Annotated in this window: 12 protein-coding genes and 1 tRNA gene; 6 read left to right on the forward strand and 7 right to left on the reverse strand. The window is 46.9% G+C overall.

Going from position 1 to position 23,960, the window contains the following annotated elements; all coding sequences use genetic code 11:
- Positions 1 to 97: 97 nt before the first annotated feature.
- The gene (locus tag HMPREF9140_RS00290; RefSeq protein WP_006950915.1) at positions 98 to 5,212 is read left to right on the forward strand and encodes a translocation/assembly module TamB domain-containing protein; all 5,115 of its coding nucleotides are present in this window, start codon (positions 98 to 100) and stop codon (positions 5,210 to 5,212) included.
- Entirely contained in the window at positions 5,196 to 7,589 is a 2,394-nt protein-coding gene (gene tamL / locus HMPREF9140_RS00295) for a translocation and assembly module lipoprotein TamL (RefSeq protein ID WP_006950917.1), read from the forward strand. Before HMPREF9140_RS00290 ends, tamL begins: the two co-directional genes overlap by 17 nt.
- A 189-nt stretch (positions 7,590 to 7,778) precedes the next feature.
- Here the strand turns inward: tamL and HMPREF9140_RS00300 are convergent, their stop codons facing one another.
- The 3 genes from HMPREF9140_RS00300 to HMPREF9140_RS00310 form a co-directional block, all read right to left on the reverse strand.
- A complete protein-coding gene (locus HMPREF9140_RS00300) occupies positions 7,779 to 10,301 on the reverse strand; it encodes a carboxypeptidase regulatory-like domain-containing protein (RefSeq protein ID WP_006950918.1) in 2,523 nt (840 codons plus the stop codon).
- A 7-nt stretch (positions 10,302 to 10,308) separates the two neighbouring features.
- A complete protein-coding gene (locus HMPREF9140_RS00305; RefSeq protein ID WP_006950924.1) occupies positions 10,309 to 11,184 on the reverse strand; it encodes a GLPGLI family protein in 876 nt (291 codons plus the stop codon).
- Between the two features lie 705 nt (positions 11,185 to 11,889).
- On the reverse strand, positions 11,890 to 13,293 hold the full coding sequence (locus tag HMPREF9140_RS00310) for a C1 family peptidase (protein ID WP_006950926.1): 1,404 nt from the start codon (positions 13,291 to 13,293) through the stop codon (positions 11,890 to 11,892).
- Between the two features lie 143 nt (positions 13,294 to 13,436).
- Between HMPREF9140_RS00310 and HMPREF9140_RS00315 the strand changes: the two genes are divergently transcribed.
- Positions 13,437 to 13,510: transfer RNA gene (locus HMPREF9140_RS00315), tRNA-Arg, on the forward strand.
- Between the two features lie 45 nt (positions 13,511 to 13,555).
- Positions 13,556 to 14,041 (forward strand): hypothetical protein, encoded by a 486-nt coding sequence (locus tag HMPREF9140_RS00320; protein WP_006950928.1) that lies wholly within the window; start codon positions 13,556 to 13,558, stop codon positions 14,039 to 14,041.
- Here the strand turns inward: HMPREF9140_RS00320 and HMPREF9140_RS00325 are convergent.
- Entirely contained in the window at positions 14,032 to 14,640 is a 609-nt protein-coding gene (locus HMPREF9140_RS00325) for a ribonuclease HII (RefSeq protein WP_006950929.1), read from the reverse strand. The two genes, HMPREF9140_RS00320 and HMPREF9140_RS00325, sit on opposite strands and share 10 nt — an antisense overlap.
- A gap of 83 nt (positions 14,641 to 14,723) precedes the next feature.
- Here HMPREF9140_RS00325 and HMPREF9140_RS00330 point away from each other — a divergent pair, with 83 nt between their 5' ends.
- The gene (locus HMPREF9140_RS00330; RefSeq protein WP_006950931.1) at positions 14,724 to 16,388 is read left to right on the forward strand and encodes an RluA family pseudouridine synthase; all 1,665 of its coding nucleotides are present in this window, start codon (positions 14,724 to 14,726) and stop codon (positions 16,386 to 16,388) included.
- A 96-nt stretch (positions 16,389 to 16,484) separates the two neighbouring features.
- Here HMPREF9140_RS00330 and HMPREF9140_RS00335 read toward each other — a convergent pair whose 3' ends face one another.
- The 3 genes from HMPREF9140_RS00335 to fucP form a co-directional block, all read right to left on the reverse strand.
- Positions 16,485 to 17,216 carry a YebC/PmpR family DNA-binding transcriptional regulator gene (locus HMPREF9140_RS00335; RefSeq protein WP_006950932.1) on the reverse strand — a complete coding sequence of 244 codons (732 nt, stop codon included), beginning with the start codon at positions 17,214 to 17,216 and terminating at the stop codon, positions 16,485 to 16,487.
- An 18-nt stretch (positions 17,217 to 17,234) separates the two neighbouring features.
- Positions 17,235 to 19,703 carry a phenylalanine--tRNA ligase subunit beta gene (pheT, locus tag HMPREF9140_RS00340; RefSeq protein WP_006950933.1) on the reverse strand — a complete coding sequence of 823 codons (2,469 nt, stop codon included), beginning with the start codon at positions 19,701 to 19,703 and terminating at the stop codon, positions 17,235 to 17,237.
- A 105-nt stretch (positions 19,704 to 19,808) separates the two neighbouring features.
- Positions 19,809 to 21,128 carry an L-fucose:H+ symporter permease gene (gene fucP / locus HMPREF9140_RS00345; protein ID WP_006950935.1) on the reverse strand — a complete coding sequence of 440 codons (1,320 nt, stop codon included), beginning with the start codon at positions 21,126 to 21,128 and terminating at the stop codon, positions 19,809 to 19,811.
- A gap of 76 nt (positions 21,129 to 21,204) precedes the next feature.
- On the opposite strand from fucP, the gene HMPREF9140_RS00350 reads away from it, so the two are divergent.
- The gene (locus HMPREF9140_RS00350) at positions 21,205 to 23,916 is read left to right on the forward strand and encodes a bifunctional fucokinase/fucose-1-phosphate guanylyltransferase (RefSeq protein ID WP_006950937.1); all 2,712 of its coding nucleotides are present in this window, start codon (positions 21,205 to 21,207) and stop codon (positions 23,914 to 23,916) included.
- Positions 23,917 to 23,960 lie beyond the last annotated feature (44 nt).

A 23,960-nucleotide genomic window follows, 5' to 3' on the forward strand; every position in this document is an offset into this window, starting at 1 on the left:
CATGAGCGCAGGAGAGGGGTCGTTCGAGTTTTTTTGTGTTCCTTTGCATCAATCCCGCTGTAAACATGTTTTTTTATAAAAGAGAATCTCATCGAGCATGAAAAAGGCTTTGAAATGGCTTGCGATTATAGTTGCAACTCCGATTTTGCTTTTTCTGATTTTCGCGCTGTTGCTCTACTGTCCGCCGGTTCAGAATTGGGTTGTAAAGCGAGTGGCCAATAGCATTGCCGAGAAAACCGGTATGAAAATAACTCTCGAGCGAGTGGAACTTTCGTTTCCGCTAGATTTACAGATGGATAATCTCAAAATAATACAAGCCGAACGCGATACTGTAGCCGACGTAGAACGTCTTGTAGCCAAGGTGCAGTTGATGCCGTTGGTCGAAGGTCGGGTGGAAGTAGACGAGCTCACGTTCAATAATCTGAAAGCAAACACTACGAATCTCATCGGCGATCTTCGGATTAAAGGACGCTTGAAGAAATTGCATCTCGTGAGCCACGGAATAAACCTCAAGGGCGATTCCCTACGCGTGAATGTGGCCGACATCGAAAACGGATGGCTCGACATAGCACTAGGTGATACCGTGCCCGACGATACTTCGAAACAACGACCGCTGTGGAAAATTGCCATAGGAAAACTCAATATCTCAAAAACAGATTTCGCTCTGCACATGCCCGGAGATACAATGAACATCTGGGCGCGAATCGGAACTGCGTCCGCACGCGAGGCTCGATTGCTTCTGCACGATAATGTTTATCAGCTAGCAAGTCTCGACTGGCAAAACGGTGCTCTGCGGTTCAATCAAACATATGCGCCACGAGCGTTGCGTGGATTCGATGCCGGGCACATCTATTTCGATAATCTCAACATCGGATTGGATTCGTTTGCGTATGCTGCTCCGCGAATCGGAATGCGTATTCGCACACTTAATTTCCACGAAAAAAGCGGACTCGTTGTGAACAATCTCAAAGGCGCATTCGAATACGACGGTGCCACGGTCGCACTCTCCGATTTCGCCCTCACAATGCCCAATTCGCGACTGTCGGGGATGTTCAAAATGAATACCAATGTTTTCGAGCAGAAGAATCCCGGACGACTGTCGGTCCGGGTAGATGGATATACTAATAAAGTTGATTTGCGGCCTTTCCTCACTGCGTTGCCCGGGAAAATTTATCGGGCAATTCCCAACGTTCCGCTCGTGATTTTAGGCGAAATCTATGGGAATCTCAATCGGGCAACTTTCAAACAACTCGGTTTGAAAATGCAGGGCTATTTCAATATTTCGGCTACAGGATGGGTGGGCTCGCTAAACAAACCGTCGGCAATGCAGGCCGATCTTCGACTGAAAGGAACACTGGGGAATCTTGGTTTCATTCTTCCGCTCATGCCGCGCGCTGTGACGAAGATGATAAATCTGCCACGCAATATCGGACTGAACGGAACTGTTCGGTTGCGCGAAGGATATTATTCGGGTAATATGCTGCTCACCGAAGGAGCGGGACGGGTGAATATAAAAGGAGAATATGGCGTTCGTTCAGGAAAATATAATCTAGCCGTCAAGGCCAACGAATTGCAGCTCGAACGATTCCTCCCGAATATGAAACTGGCCCCGTTCACAGGAACAATCGCGCTTAATGGACGTGGAACCGATGTATTCAGTAAACGCTCCGAAATGAATCTCTCGCTTGATATTCGTCGGTTCGGCTACGGAAACTATGTGCTCGATGGCATCGACGGCAGAGTGAAAATGCAAAACGGAACGACCGATGCACGCATACGGAGCACAAACGTAATGCTTGGTGGTGATTTCGGTTTCGTTGGGCGAATAAGCGATAAAAGCGTTGACGGTCATCTGCGCGGACGATTCAGCAGAGTAGACCTTCGCAGGCTTGGAGCAATGAAAGAGCCGTATGTGGTTTCGACATGGGCCGATGTCGATGTGAAATCTAATTTTACAAACTACCATTATGTAAAGGGGCCTGTTCGGCAGTTCAAACTTGTTTCCGAAAATCGACGCGGAATCGTGCGACTGGCAGTCGGGAGTTTCGATGTGCTTGCATATATGAAAGGGGGTAAGCTCACATCCCATCTTAAAGGGAAGCTCGTGGATGCTAATCTGCATGCTCTCGGACTGATCGGAAAACATTTTCATCTCGGAGCCGAAACCGACCTTGTACTCGTGTCGGATTTGAAGAATAACCATTCTGTAGCAGGTAGCGTGGACAACATAAATCTGCACGAAACGAGAGGAAACGAAAGGATTGAACTGTTTGCCGGCAATATCCATCTCGATGCCGGAATGAAAGGTAACAACATTCAGGGTAATATCAACGGAAATATAAGTCGTGCTGACCTTTATCAACTGGGAGTGGCAGCTCATCCTTTCACAACGAGTTTCTCGACCGACATGAATTTCTCGACCGACATGAAAGATAATCTTGCCGTGCGTGGTTCGATGAGAAATATGCAGGCCGATATTCGCGACAGGCATTACGTACCGGGTGATGTTCGGCTCGACATTGTGAGTAGGCTCGACACCACGCGTGCTGTTGTCGATGGAGGCGACTTTCATCTGGGTGCGTCGCTTGGTGGCAGCTACAGACAATTGGCCAAATCGGGTAAAAATATCTATAACGACATCATGACTCAGCTGGCTAATAAACGCATCGACCAGCCGGCTATTCGCAAGCATCTACCCACGGGCCGTTTCTTACTGAAAAGTGGTGGCGACAATTTGTTCAGTCGACTGCTAGCCGAGCAGGGATATGCGTTCCGGTCGGCCGATATCGACCTAAGCTCGTCGCCATTCGATGGATTGAATGGAAAGATTCTCGTTGATTCGCTCGTATATCGCGACAGTTTGCAGCTCGACACCATCCGCATGAAACTTTTGAGCAATGCCGATGGTCTCACCTACGATATCGCCCTCGAGAATAACTCACGTAATACCTATCCTTACAAAGGCTATCTGCGCGGCTCGTTCTATGAGCACGGAATCCAGTCGAATGTATCTATTATCGATGCTAAGAATCGTCCCGGTGTAGCATTGTCGTTCCGGGCAGGAATGGCCGACCGCGGAATCCGGATGAATATAACTTCCGATAAATCGATTTTGGGTTACAAGGAATTTGCCGTGAACGATTCGAATTACATTTACGTCGGACGCGATCGCCGAATATCAGCTGACATGCGTCTCCTGGCTGCCGATGGTGCAGGTGTACAAATTTCAACCGAAGATTCTGACAGTACGTCACTCCAGAACCTCACTTTTTCGATGCACCGCTTCGAATTGGGCAAACTGTTCACCGTGCTCCCGTTTGCGCCGAAGATGTCGGGAGTTGTTGACGGCGACTATCACATTGTGCAAACAGCCTCAGAGCTTACCATGTCGAGCGATGTCACGATAAAGAATCTCGTTTACGAAAACAATCCTATGGGCGATGTGGGCGCACAGCTTGTCTACATGCCGCAAGGCGACGGCTCACATTATGTTGATGCCATCATTAGTCAGAACGGTAACGAAGTAGGCACTTTTAACGGAACCTATAGTAACGAAGGCCGAGGTTCGCTCGATGCAACCTTTAAAATGAACCACTTCCCGCTGAGCTATGTAAACGGCTTCGTTCCTGACCAAATCATCGGCTTGCGAGGAAAGGGTGAGGGGTCGCTTTCTGTGAAAGGACCGCTTAATAGGCTCGACATAAACGGTGAAGTATATCTTGATTCGTCTTATCTCGTCAGCGTACCATACGGTATCGAAATGCGTTTTGCCGACGACCCCGTGCTTATTCGCAACAGTCGTATCGAGTTCGAAAACTTCGAGCTCTTTGCCAATAATAACCAGCCGCTCAATATGTCGGGTTATCTTGATTTCTCGAATCTCGAAAACATGCTGATGGATGTGAGAATGCGCGCCACCAATTTCGAAATAATAGATGCCAAGGAAAACGCTCGTTCCGAAATATTCGGTAAGGTGTTCGTGAATTTCGGTGGTCGACTGCGCGGTCCGGTGGCTAACCTGCACATGGATGGAATGCTCTCTGTTCTGGGTTCAACGAACATGACTTATGTTCTACGCGATGGAACACTTGCAACCGATACCGAACTGAATGACCTTGTGCAATTCACAAATCTGACCGATTCGACTGCCGATGTTGTTCGTCGACCCGACATAAATGGATTCAGCATGAACCTTGGCGTGAATATTGACGAGCAGGCCCACATCGTTTGTGCACTCAACGCTGATAAATCGAACTACATCGACCTCTTTGGCGGCGGAAATCTACAACTCAACTACGACCCTGCAAACGGAGCTCGGTTGCGTGGCCGCTACACTCTTTCAGACGGTGTGATGAAATATTCTCTTCCCATCATTCCGCTCCGAACTTTCACCATTCAGGATGGAAGCTACATAGAATTTACCGGCGACCCAATGCAGCCTACGCTTAATATCACCGCGACCGAGGAAGTGAAAACAAGTATTTCGAATGCATCGGGCGAGGGTAGGTTAGTAGACTTCGCATGCGGAGTGCGCCTCACTGGTCAGTTCCCCAAACCTGGAGTGGAGTTCATAATCAGCGCGCCCGAAGACCAGGAAATTCAAAATACCCTCAATACAAAAAGCGTTGAAGAACGCTCGAAACTAGCTGTTACAATGCTGGCCTCGGGTATGTATCTCGACGGCAATAACAACGCCAGCACAAATAACGCAATGAATGGTGCACTGGCCAGCTTCCTGCAAAGTCAAGTGAATAAAATCACCGGTAAGGCGCTAAGTTCAATGGGGCTCGACATCACGGCCAACATGGAAAGCACAGCCGACGTCAATGGAGCTCTGCACACCGACTACACTTTCAAGTTCTCGAAACGTTTGTGGGATAATCGACTCCGAATAAATCTTGGCGGCAGAGTTTCCACAGGTTCGCAGTTCTCCCAGGATAACGGAGCCTATTTCGATAACTTTTCTCTTGAATATAGGCTCAACAAAAAAGAGACACAGTATCTCAAACTCTACTACGAACGCGAAGCTTACGACTGGCTTGAGGGTAACCAAAGCGAGTTTGGAGCCGGATTTATGTGGAGGAGAAAACTACGTCACTTCAAAGATATCTTCCGATTCAAAAATAACGACTCCAATCCAATCGTGCAGCCGCAAACAAAATCCGAACGCCACGATACTCTAATACGCTTCACAGATGAAAGAAATAAATAAGTTCATCTGCCTCATTACGGCAATAATTTTCTCTGTGTTCATCCAATCGTGTAGCACAACAAAGGCCATTCCTGAAGGCGAACAGCTTTACACAGGAATGAAGTCTACGCGATATGAAAACTATCAAAACAGTCCTCATTTCACAAACGTGAAGGAGGAACTCGACCTAATACTAGCAACTACTCCAAATGCCTCTCTCTTTGGTAGCCCGTCGATGCGTTCGCCATTTCCGATAGGTCTCTGGATATGGAACTCGTTTGCGCAAGACAGTACGGCATTTGGTAAATGGATGTTGCGAGCCTTCGCTTCGAAACCAATATTGCTTAGTGCTACAACTCCCGATCTGCGCGCAACTGTGGGTAAAAATCTGCTTTCTAAAAGAGGTTATTTCAGCGGAAAGATTTCCTACGAAACCATCCGGCAACGTAACCCTAGAAAAGCGAAACTCCGCTACACAGTCAACATTGGTCCACTTTGTACCATCGACTCCATAAGCTACACGAACTTCCCGCCCGCAGCCGATAGTCTTATCCGTACCGATACCGCCGCTGCAATCATAAAAAAAGGATGCCCGTTTGATGTGGCAAGTCTTGAACAAGAACGTCAACGAATAACAAGCCTTTTCAGAAATCACGGCTATTATTACTATCAAGGCGACCATGCGAGCTATCTTGCCGACACAACACTAAATCATGGTCGAGCAACCGTTCGATTACAGATGGTCGATTCCATTCCTCCTCGAGCTGCTCGTGTATGGACTATCCGAAAACAAACCATAAACTTTAGAAGAGAAATAATGGAAGAACTCCACGGGCAACGCATAAGAGGATTCCTTACGATGAACTATACCCACTCGCGTCCGCCCGTACGCCATCGTACTCTTACCAACGACCTTATGTTGCGTCCAGGCGACACCTACAGTCAGGAACGCCACCAACAAATGCTCAACAAACTCAACTCAACTGGAGTGTTTTCGGCAACAAGTCTTACGTTTACGCCATCCGACAGCTCGGATACGTGCACAACTCTTGACATGACTCTCGATTGTCTAATCGAAAAGCCATACGACTTCTACATCGAAACATATGGAAAAGGAAAAACAAGCGGAAAATACGGACCTGAACTTATCATTGGATTCGCAAAGAGAAATACTTTCCGAGGGGCCGAACTCTTCAATCTCAAAGCACATGGGGCTTATGAATGGGCGTCTGCAAGAAACGATAATGAAAACTCCCGAATAAACGATTATCAATATGGGGCTGAAGCCAGCTTACAAATTCCGCGCATATTAAACCCCTTCGCCGAACCGCCACGAAAACGCCATCGTCGAATAGAACAGAAACGCCGTGAGGCTTTCCTGAAAGGCTTGCCCATGCCGCCCGTACCGAAAATAAAACAGTTCTACGAAACACCTATAACCCTCCTTCGCACATCGGTTGACATCATCAACCGTGCAAAATATTTCAAACGGCATGTTGTTTCGGGCGAACTAACCTATGCATGGCGACCAACTGAACAAAATACATATCAATTCACACCACTTTCGCTCACTTACGAATTCATGCACAAAACAACCAAACAATTCCAGGAACTCACAGACAGTATGCCCTATCTCAAAGTCTCCATGGCCGACCAGTTTATCCCCAAAGCATCATTCCAATATACCTATCAAAGTCCTTCCGGATTGCTCAATCCAATCAAATGGCAAACAACCGTCAGTGAGGCTTCGAACCTCATCGCACTGGGTGCATTGATAAGGAAGAAACCATGGGACGAAAAGAATAAAAAAATGTTCAAGAACCCCTATGCGCAGTTCCTCAAACTTGAAACTAAATTCACAAAGCTCTGGACTATCAAGTCTCACACGACCATTGCCGCTCACATAAATATAGGCGCAATATGGGCCTACGGAAACAGCACTATTGCACCCTATACCGAACAATTCTACGTGGGCGGAGCCAACAGTGTGCGTGCATTCAACGTTAGAGAAATTGGCCCGGGACGCTATCGCTCCACATCACGCAACCGCTCTTATATCGAACAAACGGGCGACATAAAAGTACTTGCAAACCTTGAATATCGTCCCCATCTGGTAGGCAATCTCTATGGTGCTCTCTTCCTCGACGCCGGTAATGTTTGGACGCTTCAGGAAGATTCTTCTCGCCCCAGTTCGGAATTCAAATTCAAGAACTTCCTAAAAGAAATGGCACTCGGTACCGGCGTAGGTCTCCGATACGACCTCGATTTCTTCATCATCCGCCTAGACTGGGGTATCGGTCTTCACGTGCCTTATGCCACCGGAATAACTCGCTTCTATAATATCCCCAAATTTCGCGATGCCCAAACTCTACACCTCGCAATCGGTCTTCCATTCTAATTTTTAGAGGTCTTTACATGCGCGGGCATCTCGTCCGAGTTGGCATCCGTTGGAAATATGGTAAAAGTTCGTCCCAAATAGACCCTGTTTTACATCAGAGGATATGCCCAGCCTAAAAACATTTGTGTTGCCCAAGCTGAATGTCATTAAAACCGAGAGGTAATTTGGTTTTAATGAAACAAACAAAAACTAGAATGAAAAGCGGAGGGTAGAAATTACTTCACGACCGCGGATGTGCTTACTGAAATAGCTGTAGTTTATGGCCGTTCGGTTCATGTCGATATATTCCTTTCGACCTAGAAGATTGGTGACGGTTAGCGCTATCGAGAAACGTTTCGAGAACTGATATTCGGCCGAAAAGTCTAGGAAGAGGTTGGAGCGGTATTCGTTTTTAGATATTTCTTGCAGGCTGTGGTCGGCCGAGATGTCGATACCTAGGTGGGCTATTGGATAGAGTGATAGGCTGGCTTCGGTGTAGATGCTTTTGAAGAGGCTCTTGGGTTGGGCGTCGTACCAACTTAAGTTTCCGGTTGTCGACCAGGTTATTTTTAGCCACGAAAGGTTGGCGTAGACAATGTCTACCATCGAAGAGATGACATTCGATTTGTAGATATTTTGTTCGCCGTTCTGCGCGATGAACATTTCCATGCGGTTGAAGTTGATTGAGGTTTTCAGGTTCAAGCCTTTGCCGATGACCTTGTGCAGCGAGGTGGTGATGTAGAACATTCGCTGGTCATTGGGTTGCCAAACGGGGCGTAAACGGGTGCCTGATGGAGTGTAGGAAAATTCGGTATAGTGGTCGCTTTTTGTAAGGAAGGCGTTGCCGTTGAGGTGCCACGTGAGCAAATGCAGTACGCTTCGATATGACATGGAGAAGTTGACACTCCATATTTTGTCCCATCCCATGCGATTGAGCGCATCCTTGGTGTTTCGATAGTTTGTACGATAGGGTTGCGACATGAGGGGTTCTTCGCCGGCTCGCTCTCTATAAGATATGTTGGCTCTGATTGTGAGAAATGAGTTGGGCAGATAAGTCCAACCAACCGATGGGGCAATGTGAAATCGCTTTCCGTTGGCAGCGCGATTCCATTGCAAGTCCACGATGCTAAGGTTTATCGGCAGACCGAGCATGAAACTGCTCTTGCCGATGCCGATTGTGTAGTTCGATTGTAGCGTATGGGTGAAAATGCTGCTCGCGTCGCTTCGGTTGGCGAATACGATATTGTTGCGTATATATTCGTTAGAATATTCGAGGCCTATATTGTGACGGAAAAGGCTAATCCCGGTTGAAACTTTGTTTTCAAAGAGCAGTTGTCCATGTCGAAGCAACTGAAGCGTCGGCGACATGAGTGCTTCTTTGTCGAAAAAATATCGGGCGAACGATCGGATGGAAAATGTTTGCAATCCGGTATTGAGAATCATATTCAAATGGTTTTGAATATGCCCTGGCCTACGCCACATGGAGTTGTCTAATGCGGTGGCGTTGCTTATGAGTCGGTTCTCAATCTCCATCTTTCCAAACGAACCTTTAAGTTCGTCTTCGAGGTAGAGCTTCGGACTGTTGAGCTCATATTTTACTGATGGTGAAAGCGTGTAAATGCGCTTGTACAGCCTGTCTGTTTCTGAGAGTTCGAATGTGTTCTGTCCTCCATATCGATTATAGATACTGTCGCGGTTGATTTCGCGTTGGTCAACGAACGAAACGTTAGCTACGAGATTGGAATATCTCGAGAGAACAAACAGATGGTTCAGCGCGATGCTGTAGGATTTGTTATCGAGATATCGTTTGCTCTTCAGCGGCAATAGGCGCAGAGTTATGTCGTCGAGCATTCCAATTGGTAGAAAGTGCGACGTACGCATTCCCGTAAGGTCGATATTATTGAATCCCTCGCCCGAAAGACTTTTGCCCAGATTGTTTGTTTCAGCCGTTATGAGCGTTTGGTTCTTGGGCGAAATGTTGAGCATGCTTATTGCGCCAATCCATAGGAAAGTAGATAGTCCGCCGCCGCCGCCGTATATTTCGCCGAACGGTTTAAGTTTGTAATCCTTTTTGAGCTTTATATTAAGTGCAGTTTCTTCCGACGACACTTTGTTCTTCAATGCTCGAATGTGCTGGTTGTTTTCCATAACCTGGACGGTCGATACGGCAGCTACAGGCATGTTCCGCGTTGCCTGATTATATCGGCCGCCCAGCAGATTCTGTCCCTCGATGTTGAACCTGCTTATTGGCCGTCCCTGATATTTTATGCCTCCGTCGGGGGTAACCTCGAATCCCGGCATCTTTTTTAGTACGTCTTCGAGATGCCTATCGCCCTTGTCGACGAACGATGACACATGATAATCAACCGTGTCTTTGCGTTTTGTAATAGGCGGCGCTTTTACTATAACATCTGGCAACGAGTGTGACGTTTGCAGCATTTTTATTTCCATGTTTTCGCCGGCGTGCTCAATGGTAATGCGTTGTTGTTCGTAACCCATACACGAAAATACAAGTTCGGCGGCTCTCGGCGGAAGGGTTATCGAGAACCGCCCATTTGCGCCCGCTATGCAATATCTTAGTAGCGAGTCGCCGCGATTGACAACCTTACAGGTAGCGCGCGGAAGAACCTTCCCACTTGCGGCATCGCTCACAATTCCGCTCACCGTTTGTGCTATTGTCTGTATGGCGCAAAGGGTTGCGAGCAAAACAAAAATGAGCAAACGTTTCTTCATAATATTCTTACTCTAATTCAATCGGGTTATAGGGGTCGGGACTTCTATCCATCTTCTTTGCGGCATCGGGTGATATTTTTATTATCGGATCTTGAAGCATAATGTCAGCTTTATGTTCATAGGTTGTTTTTATGGCTTGACGGGCTTTTTCGCGAGTAGTTCTTGTGAAAAATATGCTTTCATCATGCAGATAAATAAGGTTAGTGTATCTAGGTTTTTCCTGTGCCCCGTTCAGCGTGAAGCAGAAATTCCCTTTTGTGTCTTTTATTACGGCTATGAGTCCCGGTAATCCGTTGAATCGATATGGGCCATATGGCAGAGGAACATCCTTTAAATACCACGCAACATAATCTCGTCCGCGGAAGTGACAAGTAGCCTTTCCGCACGGCAGTCCGTTAATTACAGAATCCTCCGGCAGGATATTCCAATCAATTACCGGAGTTCTCTCCTTGTATTCATAGGTGTTGACAAAAGCATCTTCTCTGACTATCGTGGTATCGTTATGCAAATCCGAAAGAATATACATTTCAAACTTCCGCACAGCAAATAACTCAAAACATTTGGGCATAATGAGTAATGGATTCTTCTTGGTTTTATCGGCATCGTCATAGATAGAATCAAGCACCAGATTATAATAATCGAGAAACAACGTGTGAGTTTTACCAATCAACAACACTGTTTGTGCTTCCGTAGTGTCGTTACGAGTAGAGTCTTTCTTGAACTTTAGGGAGTAGAACAACTTAACTTGTGCAGTATCGAACATAATTTTCTTTACGGCAGTACTTGTGTTTCCTAAGTCGCCACTGAGAGAAATGCCCTGTGCAGAGGCTGCGAGTCCACAAAAGAATAGCCCTAGGGCGAGGAGTACGATAGTTTTCTTCATTGTCTTTGGATGTTAGGCGAGTTATTTAAATAATAAGCAAAAATAGACCTAATTGCTGCTCGTTTCCAAACGTTGTCATACAAAATGATTAATCTAACGAGCTGGGTATAGTGATTTGCCTTTGTAAGTCAATAGTGGTATTGTGGAGGATTCGCTATTTCTGCAATATTATATAATTCTTCTAGAATAAAAATATTATTAGTCTTAACATTATCAATGCGTCATCTAAAATATTATTTTATATATAGGCATTGATAATTCTTCGATTGCTATTTTATTTATAGCTGATGCATTGATAATGCTTTAACTATTATTTTATTTATAGCCTGCGCATTAATAATGCCTTAACTTCTATTTTATTTTGAGTGTCGGCATTGATAATGCCTTAACTTATATTTTGATTTAAGTATTCGCATTGATAATGCTATATATAATATTATATTTATATCATGCGCATTAATAATGCTTAGACTAATATTTTATTTTAATCGATAGCATTGACAATGCTTTAATTTATATTTAGTTTTATTAGTTGGAAAGGTATATAATTATGCTTTTAGCTAGTTGGGAGGGGGCGAGGTATCGGATTGGGTGTAAAAAAACTCCCCGGTGCGGAATACACCGGGGAGCATGGGAAAATTCATAAAAATCAGTCTTTCCCGCTAATTATCGTAGAATTAGGGCATGGAAAGGCGGAGAGGAATATTAGTTGTCTTCCTGGAAAAGGGGGTCTTCAGGCATAACCATTATTGGTTTTTGTTGTGCTGCTTTGAGAATATTCTCGGGAACATATTTGTTGTTGACAACCAAGCGGAAAGTGAAGTCGTTGAACCAGCGGTCGGTCATAATCAGGCATCCGCCGGGACCGTAGGAGGCTCCCCAGCTGTTTTCGACTTTCCATTTTGTGGGCTTACCGTTTTCGTCGAGGTCTACGGCGGTGAGGGTCATGGCGTGGGTCGAGCCGCTGTCGAAGGTTGCGATTCGGTCGGCCTTGTTCATCGGGAAGTTCGTTGAAAAGAGGGTTCCGTAGTCATAGTTCTCGGTGTCGAGATAACCGCGTTTGCGGTCGAGCTGTTTGCCTACGTCGTAGCTTGAATACATTTTCGTGGAGTCTTTGAGTGAGGCGATGGCGAGGCGGGCTATGTCTTCCATCGGTAGGTTGAGGTATTTCCAGTTGTGTCCGTCGTAGGTATGGCGGTCGTATTGCACCTCGTAGGTTTTGTAGTATTCCTTTCGTGGGTCGTTCATCACCATCGTGAAGGTGCCGTTGAGTTTATGACCTACAGTTTCCTGGCAGAATTGCTTCGGGGTGTAGGTTTTTGGTCGACCGATTTGCTTTCCGTTCTTGTCTTTGAAGGCATATGTGAACGATTTTACGGGCTCGCCAAGGGTGAGGGCGAGAATGTGGTACACGGTTCCGAGCATTTCGGTTTTACGAGCTTTGATGGCTGCTTTCGACTTTTTCGCAGCTACCATTTTTCGTAGTTCGAGTGCAAATTCGCGCAGTTTTGAGGATAGGATGCGACCTGTGCGTGAGGTGTTCTCGGCCGAATAGGTTTCGGGCATTATTTCCATGGGCACGAGGCCATATTTGTCAACCAGGTCGGCCACGCCACAGAATGTTCCTCCGTCGCTTATGGGATTCTTAAAGAAGAACTGCACGCGCTGGTCGTCCATGGGTTTTTCGGCATTGTCGATTACGCCTTGCAGCATGAGGTTAGCCTTTTCGAGCTGGTCGTAGAAGGTGAGGTAAGCTTGCGAATATTCTACTCGGATGGAGTCTTTATTTTGCCGTGCGAAATTGGCGCGTAGCACATTCAGTCCGGAGAAAAGCCAGCATCGTCCCGAGCTTTTTTGGTCGTGGATGCTTTGCTTTGGTGTTTCTACGCTGAAATAGTTGTCGACCGTTCCGGCATTTTGGAAGTTGCGTGCCAGGTCGTCGATAGAATTAGATGCGATTGCGTTTGCCACGGCTCGGCCTGCCGGTTTTTGTGCGGCAGCAATCTTCTGTAACATTTGTTCGTCGATTCCGCCTCCTTCGGTTGTTTGTGCCTGCACAGCCAGCGTTGATGATAGCAGGCAACAGGCCAGAAATAGATTTCTTTTCATTTGAATACTTGAAAATTTATTTTTGGAATTAATAATTGTGCGTTTCTCCGAGGTGTTTCCGGAGGTTAAGGTTCACAAAGATAAATACTTTTTTCACGTTCATTGAATTATAAACTTTGTTCTACCTTTGCCAGCATAATAACGGCTCCGTAGCTTAGCTGAATAGAGCGTCAGATTCCGGTTCTGAAGGTCTTGGGTTTGAATCCCAACGGGGTCACAAAGGCAGAAACCAATATTTGAATGGTTTCTGTTTTTTCATAATATGAAGAGCTTACTATTATTGATTCTTCTTATTCTCTCGGGCGGCGCACGGGCGCAGAGATTTGAGTTGGAGAATGTGTCGGACAGTCTGTCGTTCCTGGTTCTCAGAACCGATTCTACGGTCGACAAGTGGCGTTTGCATTATCCGGTCTATAGGTTCTGTACGGGCGATGTAGATGGGAATGGCGTGGAAGATGCGATGGTTGGAGTGATTAATTCAACGCGATTCTACAAAATGCGGGGACGCCGGTTGTTTATATTCAAGAACAAGCGGGGACGGGTGCGGCCGTTGTGGCTAGGCTCAAGGTTGGGTGGAATCTTACAGGATTTTAGGTTTGTAGACGGGCGGATTCGTAGTCTGGAAACCACTCTTGATGGATTTTATGTCGTGGCCGAATATGTTTGGCAAGGATTTGGTATGGGGTTCGAACGTTTCTTAGTGAAAAAAGTTGGGCGCGAGGAGGCGTTGGAGGTGTTCTACAGGTGAGCGAACAGGTCGAGCTCGGTGGACTTGCGGATGTGGAACGATTGTCGGTGAAGCGGAGTTAGTCCGTATAGCTCAATTGCCTCGCGATGTTTCGCCGTGGGATAACCTTTGTTAGATGCCCAATCGTAGACTGGATATTGCTCGGCGATACGAAGCATATAGTCGTCGCGGTAAGTCTTTGCGAGAATCGACGCAGCCGCAATAGAGAGTCGTTTTCCGTCGCCCTTTACAATCGTGGCGAAGGGCAAATTCTTGTAAGGTTTGAATCTGTTTCCGTCAACAATCACGGCCTCGGGAGCGATGGTTAGGGAGTCGAGGGCTCGATGCATGGCCAGCAGACTGGCGTTGAGAATGTTTAGCTGGTCGATTTCCTCGGGCGTTGCAATACCTATAGCCCAGGCTATTGCGTCGTGTTCGATTTGTTCGCGTAGGGCATATCGTCGGGTGGGCGAGAGTTTCTTCGAGTCGTCGAGCTGTTCATTGCGATAATTCTCTGGGAAAATTACGGCAGCAGCATAGACGCTTCCGGCCAGGCATCCTCTTCCGGCCTCGTCGCATCCGGCTTCCACTAGTCCTTTATGATAGTTGTTTCCGAGCATAGCTTTGTTTTTACCATCCGAAGAACGCGCCGCCTTCGCGGAAATTGTGTTACTGTTTGGTTGAAGGTGATAATTTTGCAGCCATGAAAAAGTTCCATCCTTTGAATGCACCGACGCCCGGGAATGGGCGATTTGGCAATCCGTTCAGCAGTGAGCCTGGTGAGTTATGCCGATTTGCAGTGCACGAGCTGCAGTCGCACCTGCCACAGCTGGATGAGGGTAAGATGTTTGGCGTTCTGTTGGTTGAGCACGATGGTCAGCTGGGCTATCTACAGGCTTATTCCGGCCAATTGGAAGGAGCGGCGGATGATTTCGTACCGGCGGTGGTAGATTATCTTCAGCCAGATGGATATTTCAAGACACATGAGGCTGAGATTAGTGAGATGGGCGCGGAGATTAGTCGGATAGAGCAGTGCGCCGATTATCGTCATGCAGTGAACAGACTGGACATCGAACGTAGCGAGGCCGACAGACTTGTGGAGCAAAAGCGATTTGAGATGCGGTCGGCCAAGGCGCAGCGCGACCTACGCAGGAATAAAATTACTCTCTCTGAACACGACCGTCGGGAGATGATTCGCGAAAGCCAGTTCATGAAAGCCGAAGTGCGGAGAGCTGTGGCCAGTCGAGCTGCTCGCGTGGGTGCAGCCGAACAGCTGGTTAGGCAGTTCGAAGGGCAGATTACCGAGTTGAGAAGGGAGCGCAAGCTCAAGTCCGACCGTTTGCAACAATGGCTCTTTTCACAGTTCGTTTTCCTGAATGCCCGCGGTGAGAAGAAGTCGCTCATCGATATCTTCAGCGACTACATGCTTCGGAATGCCTCGTCTACCAGGCTCTCGGCCGGTACACTCACTCCTCCATCCGGAGCAGGCGAATGTTGCGAGCCAAAGCTGTTGCAATATGCTTTCGAACATAATATGCGCCCCATAGAGATGACAACCTTTTGGTGGAGTGATGCACCTATGACCGAACTGCGGCGACACGGACAATTCTACGGGGCATGCAGCGGAAAATGCAAGCCTATTCTTGATTGGATGCTTCGTGGTCTTGATGTTGAACCTAATCCTCTGGAGCAGGCATCCTCTGGAGAGCTGGCGATTGTATATGAAGATGCGTGGATTACGGTTGTAAATAAGCCCTCGGGTATGCTCAGTGTGCCTGGTCGAAGCAATCGGGAGTCGGTTTACAATCTTCTACGTAAGCGTCGGCCCGAAGAAGAACCGCTTGTTGTTCACAGGCTCGACATGGCAACCAGCGGACTGCTCGTTGTTGCGCGCTCGCTAGATGTCTATCGTGCGTTGCAACAACAGTTTGCCTGTCGAAGTGTGGAGAAAACCTATACAGCTCTGTTGCCTCTAGAGTTACTCGCTCGCCCTATTCCGCGCGAGGGAATGATAGAGCTGCCCATCCGTCCCGATCCTCTTGACCGACCTCGACAGGTTGTTGATTTTGCCAAGGGACGCCCCGCCGTTACGCACTATATAATAAAGGAGAAAATCCACACTTCAGACCGCAGCCATCCTCTCGCCGTAGAAGTTGAGTTCCATCCTATCACCGGTCGCACCCATCAGCTTCGTGTGCACAGCGCTCATCCCGCAGGCCTTGGTGTTCCTATTCTCGGCGATGCTCTCTACGGTTCGCCTGCATGCCGCCTCTATCTCCACGCTTCGCATCTTTCTTTCGTCCATCCGTTGACTGGTGTCAGCCTCGAGTTTATAGCTAATCCGAGGGATGTAGGGATTGGCATGTAGAGATAGCGAGATTAGTCAGGCTGAAGATTAGTGCGTATGAAAAAGCTCCGAGAACCAAACAGTTCTCGGAGCTTTACATAATATATCGAAAGAGAATTATTCTTCGGCTGGCTTCATGTTGGTGTAAACATTCTGCACATCGTCGAAATCTTCCAAACGTTCAACCATCTTATCAATTGTTTCGCGCTCTTCGGCGTCGACATCCTTGAGATCGTTCGGAATGCGGGTGAACTCGGCCGATGTTATTTCGAAGCCGTTGTCTTCAAGATGTTTCTGTATCTCTCCAAAGCTGGTGGGTTCACCGTAGATAGTTACTTCACCCTCCTCGTTATCGACATCGAACTCATCATCCACCCCATAGTCAATAAGCTCGAGGATTATTTCATCCATGTCAATTCCGTCTTTCTTTTTGAAAGTAAACACGGCCTTGTGGTCGAACAGAAAGCTGAGCGAACCCTGGGTACCCAGATTACCGTTGAATTTGTTGAACACCGAGCGTACATCGCCCACGGTACGGGTTGTATTGTCGGTGAGTGTTTCAACAAATACGGCAATCCCGTGCGGGCCGTAGCCTTCGTAGGTTACTTCTTTGTATTCGCTTTGATCTTTTCCCATCGCATTTTTGATAGCCCGCTGAATATTATCCTTAGGCATGTTTTCGCGCTTGCAGGTTGCGATGATGGCTCGCAGACGGGGATTATTTTCGGGTTCCGGCCCGCCAGCTTTTACTGCTATTGCGATTTCTTTTCCCAGTTTGGTGAATGTACGGGCCATGTGACCCCATCTTTTGAGCTTTGCAGCTTTGCGATATTCAAATGCTCTTCCCATTGTTATTGTTTGAATTGTTTATCGGAGTTCGGCTCCGAGTTTATTGGTTATGTTTTTAATTAATTTGTGCATTATGGACTCGATAGCCTTGTCGGTGAGTGTTTGTGCGTCGTCCTGAAGGATAAAATTAATGGCATAGCTTTTCTTTCCGACGGGGAGTTTCTTTCCCTCGTAAACGTCGAAAAGTTCAACCTTCCTGAGATTCTTCTTCTCGGTTTCGCGGGCAATTTGCTCAATCTGTGCGAACTCCACGGCTTTGTCGACAAGCAGAGCGAGATCACGACTTACGGCGGGATATTTCGGAATCTCGGTGAACTGAAGTTGATTCTTACGTATGGCTTTCATTATGGTATCCCAGTGTAGTTCGGCGTAGAAGACGGCTTGCGAAATATCGAGCCGTGTAAGGAGTTGGATGTTGAGAGTGCCAAGTTCGGCTATTGTTTTGGAGTTTTTGTCGTTGAGCACAAGACCGCTTTCGAAAATATTGTTATCCGACCTTTCAGCAACGAGTACGCTCAACTTCAATCCGAGTCGTGCAAGAATATTTTCAACATAGGCTTTCAACTCGTAGAACGAACTTTCTTCGTCGGGATGGGCCCACGAACTTTGGACGCGTTTGCCGGTTATCCACAAGCCTAATCTACGTTGCTGCGTGTAGGCCTTGGCCAGATTATCTTCTTTGCGCTTTTCGGACTCGTATAGATATGTGTTTCCGAACTCGAAGAAGCGAAGGTTTTGTGCTTTCCTATTAACATTTCTGCGAATGCTTTCCAGTCCACCGAAGAGCAGTGTTTGGCGCATCACTCCGAGGTCGGTCGATAGCGGATTCATTACTCGAACGGTTTTTATGGCCGGATAGGAGTTTAGTAAATCGCTATCATAGTAGGCTGCCATTGTTAGCGAGTTATTTAGAATCTCATTGAAGCCTTCGCCTACCAATTGTTCACTGATTATTTGCTGACGACTATGATTACGGTCGGTGTCGCCGGCAACAATGAGAGCTGATTTTAATGAGGTTGGAATTTCAATATTGTTGTAGCCATAGATTCGTAGAATCTCTTCAACTACGTCGCACGGCCGTTGAACATCCACACGATAAGCCGGTACAACGAGGTCTATACCCAGCTCGTCTTCTTTTTCAATTCGCATTTCGAGGGCTGTTATGATGTTCTTTATCGTTTCGGCGCCAAGTTGTTTTCCAATTAGTCGGTCGCAATATTCATAATTCAGTCTCACGGAGAAATCGTCCATCCTGGTAGGATATTCGTCGCATATCTCCATGCTAATCTTTCCGCCTGCAAGTTCTTTGCAAAGAATCGCGGCCTGTTTCAGGGCGTAAATAATTCCGGTGGGATCGATTCCACGTTCGAATCGGAAGCTGGCATCGGTCGACAATCCATGTCGTCGAGAGCTTTTACGAATCCATGTAGGATGGAAATATGCACTTTCTAAAACAACATTGCGTGTAGTATCGTAGGTTCCACTACCTTTCCCACCAAACACTCCGGCAATGCACATCGGTTCCTCGTCATTGCAGATGGCAAGATCATGCTCGCCGAGCGTGTGTTCAGTGCCGTCGAGAGTTACGAACTGTCTACCTTCGTTTTTATCGCGCACAATGATACGATTCCCTATCACCATATCTGCGTCAAAACAGTGCATCGGCTGACCGTATGCTAGCATGATATAGTTTGTTATATCAACGATATTATTAATCGGACGTAGTCCCACTATTGATAGTTTGTTTTTGAGCCATTGCGGACTCTCCTTTACCTCGCAGTCTGTTATACTCAAGCAAGCGTATCGACGGCAGGCATCGGTATTTTTTATTTTCACTTCGATGGGCAGGTCATGATTGTCTATCTTGAATTTATCGCAACTGGGGCGATGCAAATTAGTTTTATGACCATTTTGAATAAGCCATGCGTGAAGGTCGCGCGCCACTCCGTAGTGACTAAGCGCATCGGCGCGATTGGGGGTAATGTCGATATCGAAAACCCAATCGTTCTCAACCTTATAATATTCGGCGGCTGGCATCCCAATCCGTGCATTATCGGGCAGAATAATTATTCCGTCGTGCGATGTGCCCACTCCGATTTCATCTTCGGCGCAAATCATTCCGAAGCTATCTATACCCCGCAGTTTGCTCTTCTTAATGATGAATGTCTCGTTGCCTTTGTATAGCACGCAGCCCAAATCGGCTACAATGACTTTTTGTCCAGCTTTCACATTCGGCGCTCCACAAACAATTTGTTGTGGTTCTGGTCGTCCTAGGTCAACGGTTGTGATGTGTAGATGATCGGAATTCGGAAGTGGTTCACAGGTCAGCACTTTGCCCACGAAAAGTCCTTTCAATCCGCCTCGGACGGTTTCAACCTCTTCAAGCATTCCCACTTCGAGTCCGATCGAAGTCAGTGCTTTTGCAGTTTCGTGCGGAGTTAGGTCGAAGTCTACATATTCCTTCAACCATCTGTATGAAATCTTCATTATGTATATGTTGTTATTGTGTTGCGAAAGTCATGCAAAAGTAATAAAATATTATCGCTGTTCGATATAAGTGACTCTCTGCAATATACTTAAAACTTATAGAGCTTATACTTTCTCATTCGTGCTTAAACCATACCAGGTCACGACGCAGAAGCAAACAACTGGGACTATAAACGAAGCATTGATCGACGATAAACCCAGAACCTCGCTGTGAATGTCGATTATTGCCGCCTGGACCGGAGGAATCACACTACCACCAAGGATACTCATAACTAAACCGGCACCGCCAAATTTCACATTGTCTTTCAAACCTCTTAGCGCAATACCGTAGATAGTTGGAAACATCAAACTCATACAACCGCTAACGGCTACAAGGCACCACAATCCAATTCGTCCATCTACGAATATCACCCCTGCCAAACACATCAAAGCTGCCAGTGCAAGCAATGCTAATAGTTTTCCGGGCTTAATGAATCGCATGAAATAAGTACAAACGAATCTTCCGATGGCGAAAAGAACCAGCGCACTCAGATAATAGTAAGTTGTGATTTGTTGGGCAACTTGTTCGCTCATGCCCTCGAGCTCATGGAAAACATGGTGCCCGTAGTACATGATGTAGGACCAGCAAACTGTTTGAGCACCCACATAGAAAAACTGCGCTATCACTCCTTTACGATAGTTAGATTCATGCGCTAATTGCTTGATGGCTAGCCATAGGCTTTTACTCTTTCCGGTGTCACCCGCCTTTGGCATAGTTGTTCGCCAGATTATGAGTAACAGCAAAAGCACAACTATTCCTACATATAGATAAGGTTGAACTAGGATATCTAAATCGTGTGTTTTGATAGCTTCGAATTGTTCTGGTACCGAATTCATTAAGTTACCCCGAGTCTTGCTGTCAGCTGGATGCAGACTGGCTGATACATATGTGAGCGCAATCCATGCGCCGGTTATTGCTCCGAGAGGATTGAAAGCCTGGGCGAAGTTCAGTCGACGTGTAGCTGTGTCGTCGCTTCCCATGGAATATATGTAGGGATTGCAACTTGTTTCGAGAAACGATAATCCGCAGGTCATGATGAAATAAGCCGGCAAGAAGGCAATGAACATTCCGCTCATCTTGGCTGGAATAAATGCAAGCGCCCCTACAGCATAAAGTGTCAGTCCTAGTAAAACTCCACTTTTGAACGAATAACGCTGGATGAAAAGAGCGGCCGGAAATGCCATCACAAAGTAACCCAGATAGAATGCCACTTGCACGAAGCTACTTTCGAACTTGCTGATTTGGAAAATCTTTCCGAATGACGCCACCATCGGATTAGTCACATCGTTTGCAAATCCCCACATGGCAAAACAGGTTGTAATCATGATGAAAGGAAGCAGGAAACTCACACCATTTTTCTTGAAGAGCGAATCGTTATTGTTCATTGCTAGATTATTTTTTTGCATGCAAAATTAACGAATGGAACTATTTAATTTTGCATCGAACCAAGACAACCTATAGATGAAAAAGCTTTTATCTCTACCCCAAAATCTTGTTGATAGTTTTCACGACATTACGAACAATCCACGTGACGAATGGTTTTGCACTAGTGACCCCGTTGACCAGAAGCTTGGTTCGGGAGGTGGAACCGCATGGCTGTTAAAACAAGCCTATAAGGCCGAGACTGACAGATGTGAAGACTTCGAGAAATGGCTTGGGCGTGAAAAGAGATTGCTACTGCATGCTGGCGGACAAAGTCGACGTCTGCCTGCCTATGCCCCCTCGGGGAAGATTCTCACACCCATTCCGGTGTTCAGATGGGGAATCGGGCAACGTCTTTCGCAAGATTTACTCTCCCTACAGATTCCGCTTTATCAAAGAATAATGGAGACTGCTCCTGATTCATTGCACACGATGATAGTGAGTGGTGACGTACTGATTCGCGCAACCGAACAGCTCGAAACCATTCCCGAGGTCGACGTAGTGTGCTATGGCTTATGGCTCGGCCCTGAAATCGCAAAGAATCATGGCGTGTTCGTATCGCGACGCGATTCGCCCGACCGACTCGAATGTATGCTCCAAAAGCCCAAGATTGAGCAACTCGGACAGCTTCAGAAAAGCCATTACTATCTAACCGACATCGGCGTGTGGATACTAAGCGACAAAGCCGTGAGTTTACTTATAGAACGGAGTTCCTTAGGTGATGGGGAAATGAGAAAATACGATCTATATGGGACTTTTGGATGCTGTCTAGGTGACTCGCCATCGCAAGTTGACAAAGAAATATCGGCCCTCACTGTGGCCATACTCCCACTTCCAGGGGGTGAGTTTTATCATTTTGGAACCTCGCACGAGCTCCTTTTTTCGACCGTAGCCATTCAGAATCTCGTTAACGACCAGCGACGAATCATGCATCACTCGCTCAAGCCGCAGCCCAGCATTTTTGTACAAAATTCGCTTACGAAAATCCGATTCACAGATCAAAATGAAAACATCTGGGTTGAAAACAGCTGTATTAGCAACCGATGGAAAATCACCCGGAACAACATTCTCACTGGTATACCGCACAATGATTGGCGCGTTGAACTTGTGCCCGGACAGTGTATCGATATCGTTCCGATTGATGACGAAGCCTATGCATTGCGGGAATATAAATACAACGATACTTTCGCCGGACACGAACAGTTCGCACCAATATTCCCTGTATTCCCTAACTTCGAAAAGCTCGACCTATACATGAGCCGAGGGAGGAAAAAAGCTCGCGAATACATTTCAGCTGAGCAAATTTCAGTCCGAGCCAACCTCAAACGACTCTTCGCTCAACGTAAATCATTCCGGGAACTCAACTGGCAGACCCTTGCCGCGAATTACGAACACAGTGTGTTCTATCAGCTCGATCTCGCTGATGCCGCTCGAGCATTCAGAGAGTCCAATTTGCCTATGCCTGTGCCAATATCTGTCGACGCTCCTCTTATGAATCGCATCGGCGACGCTATGTTTAGAAGTGAAATATCCAGTGGGAAAGAAGCCCAGAAATATGAAAGTCGAGCCTTCGAGCTGCTAGCCGATGCTCTAACCTCTGCCACTCTTACAACCCCGCAATTTCCTGTTAAAGCCGTTTACGATGACCAAATTGTTTGGGGACGAAGTCCTGTTAGAATTGACCTCGCAGGCGGATGGACAGACACTCCTCCTCACTGCCTCATTGAAGGTGGGAACGTAATCAACATGGCAATCGAGCTTAATGGGCAACCTCCTATTCAAACCTATATCAAAACCTCAGAAGCTCCCGTCATAACTCTCCGAAGCATTGACCTCGGAGCCATCGAAACAGTGCGAACCTACACCGAACTCTCGCAGTTCAATAAGGTAGGTAGCCCGTTCTCTATCCCCAAAGCTGCTCTAGCATTAGCCGGATTCATGCCGTATTATTGCGCCGAAGATTTCGGCAGCCTAAAGCAACAGCTCGAGCACTTTGGTGGAGGAATCGAAATAACTCTACTTTCGGCTATACCGGCCGGCTCTGGACTCGGCACAAGCAGCATCCTAGCTGCAACCGTGCTCAGCGCACTATCTGACTTCTGCAAACTGGGATGGGATAAGAACGAAATTGGTAGACGAACTCTTATGCTCGAACAACTCCTAACTACCGGAGGAGGATGGCAAGACCAGTTTGGCGGTCTATTTGGTGGAGTGAAGCTCCTCCAAACTCAACCTGGGCTCAACCAAAGTCCGTCGACCAGATGGATGCCCGCCAATCTTTTCACACATCCCGATTACAAACCTTGTCATCTGCTTTACTACACCGGAATAACCCGAACAGCAAAAACTATTCTATCCGAAATTGTGCGACGGATGTTCCTCAACGAGCACGATGAACTGGAGCTGTTACGCGAAATGAAAATCCACGCGCTCAATATGTACGACACAATCTTGCGTGGTAATTTTATCTCCCTAGGTCAGTTAGTCAGAAGAACATGGCAGCAGAATCAAAAGCTCGACTCGGGTACCAATCCGCCTGAAGTTTCTTTCCTAACCCAGCTCGTCGACGACCTTTGTCTGGGTTATAAACTCCCCGGAGCGGGTGGCGGCGGCTATCTCTATATGATAGCCAAAGATCCAGATGCCGCCCTTCGCATACGCAAAACGCTTACTGCCGAATCGCCCAATCCGAATTCTCGCTTCGTAGAAATGTCGCTCAGCGAATCGGGTACAACCGTTTCGCGCAGTTAGTCATCCAATTCTGGAGTCACCGGTGCTTTGGAGTAAGGGCTAAT

This window comes from Prevotella micans F0438, assembly GCF_000243035.1.
Classification (GTDB): domain Bacteria; phylum Bacteroidota; class Bacteroidia; order Bacteroidales; family Bacteroidaceae; genus Prevotella; species Prevotella micans.